The organism is Vibrio sp. 10N.286.49.C3, assembly GCF_041469545.1.
GTDB lineage: Bacteria > Pseudomonadota > Gammaproteobacteria > Enterobacterales > Vibrionaceae > Vibrio > Vibrio tasmaniensis_A.
Window position 1 is genome coordinate 16,012 of the sequence record NZ_JBFRKT010000007.1, and the last position, 14,020, is coordinate 30,031.

8 protein-coding genes and 4 tRNA genes are annotated in these 14,020 nt (G+C 45.2%); 11 read left to right on the forward strand and 1 reads right to left on the reverse strand.

Annotation, left to right across the window (positions count from 1 at the left end; translation table 11 throughout):
* The first annotated feature begins 40 nt into the window (after positions 1-40).
* Entirely contained in the window at positions 41-808 is a 768-nt protein-coding gene (locus AB4180_RS02890; protein WP_065103313.1) for a nucleotidyltransferase, read from the forward strand.
* A gap of 133 nt (positions 809-941) precedes the next feature.
* Here AB4180_RS02890 and AB4180_RS02895 read toward each other — a convergent pair whose 3' ends face one another.
* Complete coding sequence (locus AB4180_RS02895; RefSeq protein WP_102249578.1) at positions 942-3,305, reverse strand: DNA polymerase II; 2,364 nt, start codon at positions 3,303-3,305, stop codon at positions 942-944.
* A 428-nt stretch (positions 3,306-3,733) separates the two neighbouring features.
* On the opposite strand from AB4180_RS02895, the gene uvrY reads away from it, so the two are divergent.
* The 10 genes from uvrY (at position 3,734) to nspC (ending at position 13,956) form a co-directional block, all read left to right on the forward strand.
* Complete coding sequence (gene uvrY, locus AB4180_RS02900) at positions 3,734-4,378, forward strand: UvrY/SirA/GacA family response regulator transcription factor (protein WP_004729778.1); 645 nt, start codon at positions 3,734-3,736, stop codon at positions 4,376-4,378.
* A gap of 15 nt (positions 4,379-4,393) precedes the next feature.
* Positions 4,394-6,226 carry an excinuclease ABC subunit UvrC gene (gene uvrC, locus AB4180_RS02905; RefSeq protein ID WP_086027554.1) on the forward strand — a complete coding sequence of 611 codons (1,833 nt, stop codon included), beginning with the start codon at positions 4,394-4,396 and terminating at the stop codon, positions 6,224-6,226.
* 46 nt (positions 6,227-6,272) lie between these two features.
* Entirely contained in the window at positions 6,273-6,830 is a 558-nt protein-coding gene (pgsA, locus tag AB4180_RS02910; protein WP_012604331.1) for a CDP-diacylglycerol--glycerol-3-phosphate 3-phosphatidyltransferase, read from the forward strand.
* A gap of 266 nt (positions 6,831-7,096) precedes the next feature.
* Positions 7,097-7,170: transfer RNA gene (locus AB4180_RS02915), tRNA-Cys, on the forward strand.
* A 27-nt stretch (positions 7,171-7,197) separates the two neighbouring features.
* Positions 7,198-7,273 (forward strand) — tRNA-Gly (locus AB4180_RS02920).
* An 80-nt stretch (positions 7,274-7,353) separates the two neighbouring features.
* Positions 7,354-7,440 (forward strand) — tRNA-Leu (locus tag AB4180_RS02925).
* Positions 7,441-7,476: 36 nt separating this feature from the next.
* A tRNA-Gly gene (locus AB4180_RS02930) sits at positions 7,477-7,552 on the forward strand.
* An 860-nt stretch (positions 7,553-8,412) separates the two neighbouring features.
* Positions 8,413-11,352: a pyridoxal phosphate-dependent class III aminotransferase gene (locus AB4180_RS02935; protein WP_198592252.1), complete on the forward strand. Its 2,940-nt coding sequence runs from the start codon at positions 8,413-8,415 to the stop codon at positions 11,350-11,352.
* An 8-nt stretch (positions 11,353-11,360) separates the two neighbouring features.
* Positions 11,361-12,611, forward strand: a complete 1,251-nt coding sequence (locus AB4180_RS02940; RefSeq protein ID WP_004733354.1) for a carboxynorspermidine synthase — start codon at positions 11,361-11,363, stop codon at positions 12,609-12,611.
* Between the two features lie 211 nt (positions 12,612-12,822).
* The gene (gene nspC / locus AB4180_RS02945; RefSeq protein ID WP_102249577.1) at positions 12,823-13,956 is read left to right on the forward strand and encodes a carboxynorspermidine decarboxylase; all 1,134 of its coding nucleotides are present in this window, start codon (positions 12,823-12,825) and stop codon (positions 13,954-13,956) included.
* Positions 13,957-14,020 lie beyond the last annotated feature (64 nt).

Genomic DNA, 14,020 nt, shown 5'->3' on the forward strand with positions numbered 1-14,020 from the left:
AGAGACAGTTAAATCATTATTTTATTTACCGAAACGACCTATGCAGCTACCTGTTATTGACCCAACACAGCCATTTCAACCTGAATTTCAACCTGTGGTTAACGATCTGATTACCTTTCTAAAAGGTGGGTTAGGTTCTAATCTGCACAGTGTCTATGTTTATGGCAGTGTGGCACGTAAGCAAGCCGTTGTCGGTCGCTCGAATCTAGATGTGGTTGTGGTTACCCATCGTCCTTTTCCAGATCAACGAACCACGCTGCTGAATACCATCAAATGGCGCTTCCAAAAGAGCTTCCCTCAGGTCACTCAAGTGGCGATCAAAACTACCTTGGTGAGCGAGATAGTTGATTTCGACAATATCTTTACGTGGGGCTTTATGCTCAAGCATTTAGCTGTGTGTGTGCATGGTGAAGACTTATCTGATTGCTATGGTGATTTCGAAACGAGTTGGGAAATTGCTAAGCATTGGAATATGGACGCGGAAAATTGGTTAGCGGTGTATCGCAATAAGATCGCCCGAGCAACAACACCAGAGCAGCAAGTCGCCGCGCAGGTGATTATTGCCAAGAAGCTTCTGCGAGCCAGTTATTCTTTGGTTATGTACCGAGACAAGAACTGGTTCGATGCGCCTATGGAGTGCGGTCAACAGTTCTTGAGATATCATCCAGAGAAAGAAGTCGAGATTCAAAGATTGGGTATTTTGCTGTCTGGGCGTGCGATTCCTAAACGTTCAGTAATAGGGATTCTTGATGGCTTTGGTGAATGGCTGGTTAAGCAGTATCAGAAAACTGAGTTTCGAATCGGATAGGGCTTCGTAAGCTATCCGTTGATATGAAAAAGCAGAGCGAGTTAAGAACTCCTCTGCTTTTTTCGTTTTGATGTCCGGTTCGAGTTTTAATAGATATCTCGAGTCTAATGTCGCCTCGAAAAGAGAATTAAATCTAGAACAGGCCTAGTTGCTGCCCGCTAACTCTTTCAAAATCTAAACCAATGAAGGGCAAAATCGCTTCTGCGACCGGTTTAATCTGCTTGTCGATGTAATGTTGATAATCGATGCCACTCTTTAAGTACTCCTTGGGCTCAGGGCCACTCAGCGTAATCAAATATTCAATACGTCCTTTGTTTTGGTATTGAAGTGGGCGACCGAGCTGAGCATTGATCTCATCGGCTAATCTTGCTGCGCGAACCTGTGGCGGAATGTTCTTCTGGTATTCATGCAATTTACGGCGCAAGCGCTTTTGATAAACCAGTAGGTCATCGTGTTTGCCTGCGGATGTTTCATCGACAAACTGTCTAACATAATCACTTGGATCTTGGTCGTGAAAGACCATCTCATACAAGGTTTGTTGGAACTGTTGTGCGAGAGGCGTCCAATCGGTTCGTGCACTTTCAAGGCCTTTAAAAATGATCTTCTCTTGGTCACCTTGATTGATTAAGCCTGCATAACGTTTCTTCGATCCTGTCTCAGAGCCCCGAATTGTCGGCATTAGAAACTTGCGGTAATGGGTCTCGTATTCCAATTCAAGTATCGAGGTGAGGTTGTAGACCTCTTTCAGGTGATTCGTCCACCAGTCGTTGATGTAAGCCACAAGAGAGTGACCAATCTCGTCTGCTTGTTCTTGCTCAAAACTGCCATTAAGAGACACGAAAGTTGAATCGGTATCTCCGTAAATTACTTGATACCCTTTATCTTCGATCAGAACCTTGGTTTGCTTCATGATCTCATGACCACGCATGGTGATCGATGACGCCAATCGAGTATCAAAGAAACGACAACCAGAAGAACCCAGCACACCATAGAAAGAGTTCATGATGATCTTAATCGCCTGAGAAAAAGCTTTCTCGTTATTTTTCTTTGCGACATCACGCGCTGCCCAGAGATTTTCGATCATCTCTGGTAGAAAGTGCTTAGAGCGGTGGAATTGACCGCCACGAAACCCAGCCACTGCTTGGTCTTCTTCAGAGCCTAACTCTAACTTTAGTCCTTCAATTAACCCCATCGGGTCAATTAAGAAAGAACGAATGATCGATGGGTAAAGGCTCTTAAAATCGAGTACCAACACAGAGTCATAAAGGTTGGGAATCGGATCCATCACATAACCACCGGGGCTAGCGATCCAGTTCTCAGGCTTTAAGTTCGGCGCGACGTAACCCGCTCGGTGTATCTGAGGCATGTATAAGTTAGTAAAAGCAGCGACAGAGCCGCCAACGCGATCAAGTTCAACACCAGTTAAGCGAGAACGTTCAATAGCAAAATCGAGTAGGTGAGTGTGTTCGAAGATTCGGTTTACTAGCACACAGTCTTGAAGGTTGTACTTGGCAAGTGAAGGTTTATCGAACTTAAACATTCGATTGATTTCATCCATGCGGTCATGAACATTATGAATGTCTTTGCCTTCGCCCAGTAACTCTTGTGACACGGACTCAAGAGACCATGACCTGAAATGGTAGGTTGCTGTTTTAAGCATATCGATACCATCTAAGACCACGCGACCAGGAATGGTAATGAACCCCTGCTGGTTTTGTGCGGAGCTGCGAAAGAAGCTCGGTTGATTGTCGCGACCAATACTGAGTTTCACTTCGTTCCATTCTGAACGTTTGTGCAGCAGCCTAAAGTCGAAATCAATGACATTCCAACCGATGATGATGTCTGGGTCAAACTCGGAGAACCACGCAATCATAGCTTCAAGCAGCGCTTTCTCGTTGGCAACCCATTGGATATTGGTGTCGGCTTGTTGTGGGTCGCCAATCATTATCACTCGGCTATCCATTGGACTGTCTAGGCCGATGGAATAAAGCACGCCTTTTTCCGAACACTCAATATCAAGCGAAACCACAGACAAGTTTGGCAAGTAATCGCCAGCTCGACATTTTGCGTTCGATACTCTGCGATGTTGTCTTTTTGGAGTGATAGTGCCTGTGAATTCGATACTGCCCTTGATAAAGCGCTCCATCAAGAAACGATCGGCCAGTCGAATATCACTTTCAAAGGTTTGGATCTCTTCACCGTTAAAGGCTTGAGCTAACCCGAAGCTGCTTCTCGATAAGGAAGAGTAACAAGCGGCTAAAGGGGTTTGGTCAAATGTTGCTAGCTCCAAAGGCTTTAACTGGCAATTGATAGACTCTTTCGCTGCGATAGCCTGACATGCTTCAACATCAGTTTGCGCGACAAAAAATACAGGCTTTTCATTTTGAATTGTCAGTAGAGTAGGGCCTTGAGGGGTGCTTAACCACAAGTCGATTTGTGTGCGCCCTGAAAAGTCTCTTGCTTGTCTTGTGAGTACAAAGCCTTGCTGAATATCCAATGTAGTAACCTATTGAAATTGGGAATCGAATACTACCACCTAGCGACCCTCAGCGCATAACAGGCAGCAAAAATACTAACTAAATTCTAGTTAACAGAGGCAAATAACGGGACTCTATAAGCAAATAAGTGAAATTGTCGCGAATGGCTATTCAATGGTATTGAAAATGTCTTTATCTTGTGTAATTTTATTGGGTGTTGTTTTAACTGGTTGATTTTTAGAAAAAGCTTGTTGTTTTAGTTGGCTTATTTGTTAATAAGTACTTGCTAAAGTTCGTGTTTCAGCACATATTCAACAGAGCTTTTTTTTAGTAATTAAGTTAAGATGTACTCAATGCTGCGATTCACTGTTCCTTTGTTCAATTGTTTCAAACAGATGAACAAAGGAACAGTGGTTGCAGAGCCAATTAATAGTGTGGAGATACAAGTTTGATAAATGTTTTCCTTGTAGATGATCACGAGCTGGTTCGCACAGGGATACGACGTATTATTGAAGACGTCCGTGGAATGAACGTAGCAGGGGAAGCTGAAAGCGGTGAAGATGCTGCAAAATGGTGTCGTACTAACAATACTGACGTTATTTTGATGGATATGAATATGCCTGGTATTGGTGGCTTAGAAGCAACCAAGAAAATCTTGCGTTTCAACCCTGATGTTAAAATCATCGTTTTAACTGTTCATACGGAAAATCCGTTTCCAACTAAAGTGATGCAAGCTGGAGCTGCTGGTTACCTTACTAAAGGGGCAGGTCCGGATGAAATGGTAAATGCAATTCGAGTGGTTAATAGTGGCCAACGATACATTTCACCAGAAATTGCGCAGCAGATGGCTTTGAGCCAATTCTCGCCCGCGTCTGAAAATCCATTCGCAGACTTATCTGAACGTGAACTTCAAATCATGATGATGATTACCAAAGGTCAGAAAGTGACGGATATTTCAGAACAACTCAATCTAAGTCCTAAAACAGTCAACAGTTACCGCTACCGCTTGTTCAGTAAGCTGGATATCAGTGGCGATGTAGAGCTGACGCATTTAGCGATTAGACATGGAATGTTAGACACTGAGACCCTTTAACACTGAGATCGTATAGTGACCAACTTGTTTGACTCAGTCTCATTCCTCAAGACAGTAACAGAGCAGCCCGGCGTTTATCGAATGTATAACGCCGAGGCTGTCGTTATTTACGTCGGTAAAGCTAAGAACCTCAAAAAACGCCTTTCCAGTTATTTCCGTAAAAAAGTCGACAGTGAAAAAACACGCGCTTTAGTCAGCAATATTGACAAGATCGATGTCACTGTAACGCACACGGAAACAGAAGCGCTCATCCTTGAGCATAACTACATCAAGCAGTACTTGCCTAAATACAACGTACTTTTGCGTGATGACAAGTCGTACCCTTATATTTTTATTAGCGGTCACAAGCATCCTCGTTTGTCGATGCATCGTGGTGCTAAAAAGAAAAAGGGCGAATACTTTGGTCCTTACCCTGATTCCGGCGCTGTGCGTGAGACGTTGCACCTACTACAAAAAATCTTTCCTGCTCGCCAGTGTGAAGATACGGTTTATGCCAACAGAACGCGCCCGTGTTTGATGTATCAGATTGGCCGTTGTGCTGCGCCATGTGTCAGCTCAATCATCTCTGATGAAGAGTACAGTGAACTTATCGACTACGTTCGTCTGTTCTTGCAAGGGAAGGACAAGTTAGTCCTTGAGACGCTCATCGAAAAGATGGACACAGCAAGCCGAGAGCTTCGCTTTGAGCAAGCTGCCGCGTTCCGTGACCAAATCCAAGCGATTCGACGCGTGCAAGAACAACAATATGTATCCGACGACTCAATGGAAGATATGGACGTGTTGGGCTTTGCTCAAGAGAATGGCGTAGCGTGTATTCATATCTTGATGATTCGCCAAGGCAAGGTTTTAGGCAGTAGAAGCCATTTCCCGAAAATTCCTAACAATACGGTGCGAGAAGAGGTTTTTTCGAGCTTTTTAAGCCAATATTATCTTGCGCATAATGAAGCGAGAACCATCCCAACTCGTTTGATTCTCAATGCCGATTTGATGGAAGATATCACACCGATTCAAGAAGCCTTGTGTGAAGTGGCGGGTCGTAAGATTCACTTCAATACCAACCCTTCAGGTACTCGAGGTCGTTACCTTAAACTCTCGAATACCAATGCATTGACGGCTATTACCACCAAGATTAATCACAAGATGACCATCAACCAGCGCTTTAAAGAGCTTCAAGAAGTGTTGTCGATGGATGTGATTAAACGGATGGAATGTTTTGATATCAGTCATACCATGGGTGAAAGTACGATAGCGTCTTGTGTGGTGTTCAATCAGGAAGGCCCTGTTAAGCCGGAATACCGCCGTTACAACATCACTGGCATTACCGGTGGTGATGATTACGCGGCAATGGCTCAGGCGCTTGAGAGGCGTTACTCGAAGCAACTTGATGTCGATAAGATCCCAGACATCATTTTTATCGACGGTGGTAAAGGTCAGCTCAACCGCGCTCATGAGATCATTTCTCAATATTGGGGTGATTGGCCATTTCGACCAAGAATGATGGGTATAGCCAAAGGGGTTACGCGTAAACCGGGTTTAGAAACCTTGGTGACTCTTGAAGGCGAAGAGTTCAATTTACCCAGTGATGCGCCAGCGTTACACCTTATCCAACATATTCGTGACGAAAGCCATAATCATGCTATTGCCGGGCATAGAGCAAAACGTGGTAAAACGCGTAGAACCAGTGCACTTGAAGGAATTGAAGGGGTAGGGCCTAAGCGTCGTCAATCTTTGTTGAAATATATGGGTGGCTTACAAGAACTTAAGCGTGCAACTGTCGAAGAAATAGCCAAAGTGCCGGGCATTAGTCATTCTTTGGCAGAAAACATTTATCAAGCATTGAAACAATAGTAAAAATCCCGCACCATTAAAGCGCAATTGATAAGAGCCTAATAATATGCGTTTGAATATACCTAACATTTTGTCCTTACTGAGACTATTTTTAATCCCAGTATTCGTTGTTGTTTTTTACCTACCTTATGAATGGGCTCCTTTTGCTGCTGCAATGGTGTTTTGGGTAGCGGGTTTTACTGACTGGCTAGATGGCATGCTGGCTCGTAAACTAGGACAAACGTCTCGCTTTGGTGCCTTTATTGACCCCGTGGCGGATAAGGTGCTCGTTGCTACTGCTCTTATCTTAGTTACCGAGCATTATCACTCGATCTGGGTGACTATTCCTGCTGTGACCATGATTGGTCGTGAAATTATCATCTCGGCGCTTCGTGAATGGATGGCTGAAATCGGCAAACGTGCAAGCGTTGCGGTATCTTGGGTTGGTAAAGTGAAAACCGTTTCTCAGATGTTTGCTCTTTGGGTACTTATCTGGCGATACGACGACTGGATGGTTTGGGTGGGTTACATTGCACTCTATGTTGCAACCGTTCTTACTTACTGGTCAATGGCGCAATACTTGATGGCCGCCAAAGATGATTTGTTAGACGAAAAACACCATTGATGAAGAAGCGAGCTGAGGCTCGCTTTTTTGATCTTTAACCTAAGGTTAAATTATCAATAGTGGATATCTAATGTGATATAGATCTCCTTTGAATAGCCTGTCCACAAAGTGCTTTGCACACAAAGTCAGCTATTTAGCCTGTTTCGTATAAAATCTATTCAAACGAATTAAAAATACAAAAATAATATTGACTCAAACGCTCGAATCCGTAGAATGCATCCCGTACCCAAGAGGATGGCAATAAGCGATTCGAATGGAGTTATTAAGGCGCCTTGGCAGAGTGGCTATGCAGCGGATTGCAAATCCGTGGACCTCGGTTCGACTCCGGGAGGCGCCTCCATTATCTCTTTCGTAGAGTAATGAAAATGCGATACTAGCTCAGTTGGTAGAGCGCAACCTTGCCAAGGTTGAGGTCATCGGTTCGAACCCGATGTATCGCTCCAAAATTTGTAATGTTGATTGGCGTCAGCATTAAGATGGTGTTTTACTTTTCAGTAATCGGCATCGCAATAAAGAATTGCGTGCCCTGGTGGTGGAATTGGTAGACACAAGGGATTTAAAATCCCTCGGCGTTCGCGCTGTGCCGGTTCAAGTCCGGCCCGGGGCACCATCTATTAAAGTCTACGTCTTAACGGGTGTAGCAAATGCGATACTAGCTCAGTTGGTAGAGCGCAACCTTGCCAAGGTTGAGGTCATCGGTTCGAACCCGATGTATCGCTCCAAATTAAAAAGCCCGAACAGAAATGTTCGGGCTTTTTGGTTTCTGCCGTTCAACATTTTATTACCCCACATTTTTCCTGTTTGACTCCCGTGGTTAGACGGTCGATAAAATATTCAAATTCTCATACCTTTAACTTCGTTTTAAAAGCGAGATTCCCTATGAACTCGTTCCTCGTACTAGGGAATGACGAAAGGGTGCTGAGATCTCAAAGCCTCACTAGCAACGTTTGTATACCCGCGTCGTCATCCTCGGGCGTGAGGAACGAATGAACCGGGGATCTCCTTACCTAAAGATTAACTTGACGATATTTTCAGCAATTTGTCAGTTACCGCTCCTATTTATCAAGCGATTATTAAAAACTATTGATCGTTCATTTCACTTTATGTTATTTTCCCGCGCAATCTCGGAATGAACAATGTTCAAGAAGAGCAACGATTGCTTCTGGGGGATACGCGTAGTGACCATTCTTGCTGATTGGGACATTACGTAGGGTAGGTATCAGCTAGCCTTTAGCTGATAGACGGGATACTTATGGCGCAATTCGCCATGCTAATGGGAAACCCAACATTGAACACACTAATAACAACATTGCTAATCAGCTCTGCATTTCCAAAAGGGCCAGTTCTTCATAGCTGTCCGATACTGCACAAATGTCCAATTCTTCAAAACAGTAGCATTACTGAACCTTGAGCTCACGCTAACTAGTTTCTGCTGTCCTAAGACGGCCTAATTTCGTATTCGTCATTTGACTTATGCGAGCGTACAGCTATATCTCATTTCTAGACAATACGCGTGTTTCACTATGAACTCTCTCCAAATTTAAAGAGAGCTGGTGGGTATTTGCGTCTGATGGAGGTGAGTATGAACACATTCAAGGGGACTTTTATGACTACCGCCTTTGAAGTCGATATTAATACTATCGCAAATTCATTTTCAACTATGGTTCCTATCGTAGAGGGAACTTACGACCTAACGCCTGACGCTATTTTGCTAGAGCAAGAACAGCATGAGTCGGATGTTCGCTCTTACCCAAGACGCCTACCAATTGCTATTAAACGAGCATGTGGTGTTTTAGTTGAAGATACTCGTGGCCAACTCTTTCTCGATTGCTTAGCTGGTGCAGGTACACTTTCTCTGGGCTACAACCACCCTGAGATTAACCAAGCACTTAAAGACCAACTCGATTCTGGTTTGCCATATCAGACACTTGATATTACGACTCAAGCAAAAGAGACGTTTATCAAGCGAGTAAAAGCTTTTCTCCCTCAAGACTTTTCAACGAACTCGGTTCTTCAATTCTGTGGCCCGTCTGGCGCTGACGCTGTGGAAGCCGCGATCAAGCTAGCCAAGCAAACCACAGGTCGTAACACTATGTTTGCTTTTCGCGGTGCTTACCACGGCATGACGAACGGCACCATGGGCATGATGGGTAACCTCGGCACTAAAGAACGTCGTAGCGGCTTGATGTCTGACGTACATTTCATGCCTTTCCCATACAACCTCCGCTGCCCGTTTGGCATTGGTGGTGAAGCGGGTGCTAACGCGAGCATTCGTTACATCGAGCGTATGTTGAATGACGACGAATCTGGCATCATGAAACCTGCCGCGATGATCGTTGAGCCTGTACAAGGTGAGGGCGGTGTGATTCCAGCTCCGGCGTCTTGGCTACAAGGTCTACGTCGCATCTGTGATGAGCATGGCATCCTACTGATTTTTGATGAAATTCAGTGTGGTGTGGGTAAAACCGGCCATCGCTTTGCGTTTGAAGAATCAGGTGTTAATCCTGATATCTTGTGCTTGTCTAAAGCGATTGGTGGCGGACTGCCTATGTCGTTGCTTGTGTTTGATAAGAGCATCGATACTTGGAAAGCGGGTGAGCACACCGGCACATTCCGTGGCAATCAGTTGGCAATGGTATCTGGCGCTAAGGCGTTGGAAATCATCGAACGTGATGGTTTGGTTGAGCACGCGAACATAGCAGGCCAATATTTACGTCATGGGCTTGAGAAGATTCAATCGCGTGTGAACTGTATTGCTGAAGTTCGTGGTAAAGGCCTGATGCTTGGCGCTGAGATTAAGCAACCAAACGGTGAACTCAACAAATTTGGCGAACCACAATCAGACGGCGAGTTAACTCTAGCGATTCAACGAGCAGCACTAGAGCGCGGCTTGATGGTTGAAAAGGGTGGTCGTGATGGTTCGGTAATTCGTTTCCTTCCGCCAATGATTATCTCTTTCGAGCAGATCGACTTTGCACTGCGCGTCATGGAAGAAGCGATCATCGCAGCGGGTGGTGGTTTACAACAAGACCCAGCTTCAAGCGAACAAACTCACCAAGAATGGAATAAGCATTTCATCCAGACAGGTTTAGGCGGTAGCGACGAATTTGCTAGCGTGATGAACCAAACCACTCAAGCGATGAAAGCCGTTTTTGAACAAGTTGAAACCCCTTATTCGGGTTTAGATCCAAAAGTGCTAGAAGCAGCTATCAATGCTGTTGATCTCGATAACAATCAACACGCTTTGGTTGATGTTGTAGATAGCACTGCAGATCTTGTCGCTGCAAACTCCATCTTCGTGCAACACCCAGACTGCATTGCACACCTTCACACTCCTCCTCTTATGGCTTCGGTAGCTGCGGAATCGATTATCGCGGCGTTGAATCAATCAATGGATTCATGGGACCAAGCATCTGCTGCGACTTATGTTGAGCAGCGTGTGGTGGATTGGATGTGTGACAAATACCAACTTGGCGCACAAGCTGACGGTGTTTTCACAAGCGGTGGCACGCAAAGTAACCTAATGGGCTTATTGCTTGCGAGAGACTGGGTTGCAGATAAACACAATGGCCACTCAATCCAAAAGCTTGGCTTACCAGAATACGCAAGCAAGCTTCGTATCTTATGTTCAAAGAAATCTCACTTCACGGTTCAAAAGTCAGCCTCTCTACTAGGGCTAGGCGAAGCGGCAGTATGCTGCGTTGATACGAATGCAAATGGCACCATAAAGCCAGATTTGCTAGACGCAGAAGTGAAAGAACTTAAAGCTCAAGGCCTGATTCCTTTTGCTGTGGTTGGTACTGCGGGCACAACCGATCACGGTGCTATTGATGATCTTGAAGCGATTGCTGACATCGCCAACCAACAAGATCTTTGGTTCCATGTCGACAGTGCTTACGGTGGCGCGCTTATCTTAAGTAGCCACAAAGCTCGTTTAAAAGGTATCGAAAAAGCGGACTCAGTGAGTGTCGACTTCCACAAGTTGTTCTTCCAAACCATCAGCTGTGGCGCTGTGCTGCTGAAAGACAAAGCGAACTTTAAGTACCTACTGCATCACGCAGACTATTTGAATCGCGAACACGATGAGCTACCGAACTTAGTCGATAAGTCTATCGCGACCACCAAGCGTTTCGATGCGTTGAAAGTCTTCATGACGATGCAAAGTGTCGGTCCAAAGCAACTGGGCAATATGTACGACCACCTTCTTGAGCAAGCGCTAGAAGTGGCAGACCTGATTCAAAACCAAGCGGACTTAGAGCTACTCGCGGAGCCTTCACTATCAACAGTGCTGTTCCGATCTAAGCCGTCAGCAAACGGTGAGCTAGATTTAGACAAACTGAATCAGACGTTAAGACTGGAGGCGCTGACTCGTGGCGTTGCAGTACTTGGCGAAACGGTCGTTGATGGTAAAAGCGCGTTGAAATTCACCATCTTGAATCCGTGCTTAACGACATCAGATTTCAAATCTCTAATTAACAAAATTCAAACTCTAGCCATTGAGCTAGCAGAACAACAAGGGTAATAAAAACTATGGCTATTCTACAAATTGGTGCAGGCGGCGTTGGTTGGGTTGTTGCACACAAAGCAGCACAAAATAACGAAGTACTGGGTGATATCACAATCGCTTCTCGCACAATTGCGAAGTGTGAAAAAATCATCGAATCTATCAAAGGCAAAAACAACCTTAAAGATTCTACTAAGAAACTAGAAGCTCGTTCAGTAGACGCTGACGATGTTGATGCACTTGTTGCTTTGATTAAAGAAGTTAAGCCTGATCTAGTGATCAACGCTGGTCCTCCTTGGGTAAACATGGCGATCATGGAAGCGTGTTACCAATCGAAAGTATCTTACTTAGATACATCGGTTGCGGTTGATCTATGTTCTGAAGGCCAACAAGTACCACAAGCTTATGATTGGCAGTGGGGCTACCGTGAGAAGTTCGCTGAAGCGGGCATCACAGGTATTCTTGGCGCGGGTTTCGATCCAGGTGTGGTATCAATCTTTGCAGCGTACGCGGTTAAGCACCTGTTCGATGAGATTGACTCAATTGACGTAATGGACGTGAATGCTGGCGACCACGGTAAGAAGTTTGCGACAAATTTTGACCCAGAAACCAACATGCTTGAGATCCAAGGCGACTCTTTCTACTGGGAAAATGAAGAGTGGAAGCAAGTACCTTGTCACTCTCGTATGCTTGAGTTTGAATTCCCGAACTGTGGTTCTCACAAAGTTTACTCAATGGCGCACGATGAAGTGCGTTCAATGAAAGAGTTCATCCCAGCTAAGCGTATCGAATTTTGGATGGGCTTTGGTGATGCATACCTGAATTACTTCAACTGCATGCGTGATATCGGTCTTCTTAGCCCTGATCCACTAACGCTACATGACGGCACTGTGGTTCAGCCTCTGCATGTTCTTAAAGCACTACTGCCAGATCCAACATCTCTAGCTCCGGGTTACACGGGTTTAACGTGTATCGGTACTTGGGTTCAAGGTAAGAAAGACGGTAAAGAGCGCAGTGTCTTCATCTACAATAACGCAGACCACGAAGTGGCTTACGAAGACGTAGAACACCAAGCAATCTCTTACACTACGGGTGTTCCAGCGATTACGGCTGCACTTCAGTTCTTCCGTGGCGAATGGGCTGATAAAGGCGTATTCAACATGGAACAGCTAAACCCAGACCCGTTCCTAGCAACAATGCCCGAAATCGGTCTAGATTGGCACGTTCAAGAGCTAGAGCCTACAGCTGGTTTACCTCTGATCCACACTTTGAAGTAATTTCTGGCTCTTTGCCCTCGTCGCGTTGTCCATCGTGCTCATTTACGTTCGTAAACTCCGCGCGATGTCCTAGCGACAAGGTCAAAGCTCTGCGAATTCCATTCAAAGTCATATGATTGACGAGAACGTATAATTACAAGCCGATGCTGTTGCGTCGGCTTTGTTCGATTATCATGTGCCTTCGTGAACTCGAGGGCCGCTAGGTACTAACATGCAAAACAACGAACTAAAAACGCCTTATTTCATGATCAACGAAGACAAGTTGATTGCGAATTTAGAGAAAGCCAAGCAGCTGAAAGAGATTTCAGGTGTGAAGTTGGTATTGGCACTGAAGTGCTTCTCGACATGGGGTGTGTTTGACATCATCAAGCCTTACCTCGATGGCACGACAAGCTCTGGCCCATACGAAGTGAAGCTTGGCCACGAAACCTTTGGTGGTGAAACGCACGCTTACAGTGTGGGTTACAGCGAAGATGACGTGAGAGAAGTTGCGGATATCTGCGACAAGATGATCTTCAACTCTCAAAGCCAACTTGCTGCTTACCGACACATCGTTGAAGGTAAGGCTTCGCTGGGTTTACGTTTAAATCCGGGCGTGAGCTACGCAGGACAAGATCTGGCAAACCCAGCGCGTCAATTCTCGCGTTTGGGTGTGCAAGCAGATCACATTAAACCGGAGATCTTCGGTGAGATTAATGGTGTGATGTTCCACATGAACTGTGAGAACAAAGACGTCGATGCATTTATCGGTTTGCTTGATTCAATCTCAGAGCAGTTTGGTGAGTACTTAGATAAGTTGGATTGGGTGAGCATGGGCGGAGGTGTGTTCTTCACATGGCCGGGTTATGACATCGAGAGACTGGGTCTTGCGCTAAAAGCCTTCTCTGAAAAACACGGCGTGCAGATGTACCTAGAGCCGGGTGAAGCTATCATTACCAAGACAACTGACTTAGTAGTGACTGTGGTTGATATTGTCAAGAACGTGAAGAAAACCGCTATTGTCGATTCGGCAACCGAAGCTCATCGCCTTGATACGCTTATCTACAATGAACCAGCATCGGTATTAGAAGCGTCTGAAAACGGCAATCATGACTACGTGATTGGTTCATGTTCATGCCTTGCAGGCGATCAGTTCTGTGAAGCAAGCTTTGAAGAGCCACTTAAGATTGGTCAAAAGCTGCACCTGCTAGACAGTGCAGGCTACACCATGGTGAAACTAAACTGGTTCAATGGCCTAAAAATGCCATCAATCTACTGCGAACGTAGCAGTGGTGAAGTTCAGAAGCTAAATGAATTTGGCTATGAAGACTTCAAACGCTCATTGTCGCAATGGTCGGTTAAGTAACTAAGTCATAGTTTTAGAACAATAAAAAGAGCAGCCGGTGAGCTGTAATGCCGATCAGTTAAAG

Coding starts and splice junctions, on each gene's coding strand:
- AB4180_RS02940 (WP_004733354.1), top strand. CDS start 11,361: ATGGCTATTCTACAAATTGGTGCAGGCGGCGTTGGTTGGGTTGTTGCA.
- pgsA (WP_012604331.1), top strand. CDS start 6,273: ATGCGTTTGAATATACCTAACATTTTGTCCTTACTGAGACTATTTTTA.
- AB4180_RS02935 (WP_198592252.1), top strand. CDS start 8,413: ATGAACACATTCAAGGGGACTTTTATGACTACCGCCTTTGAAGTCGAT.
- nspC (WP_102249577.1), top strand. CDS start 12,823: ATGCAAAACAACGAACTAAAAACGCCTTATTTCATGATCAACGAAGAC.
- AB4180_RS02890 (WP_065103313.1), top strand. CDS start 41: ATGCAGCTACCTGTTATTGACCCAACACAGCCATTTCAACCTGAATTT.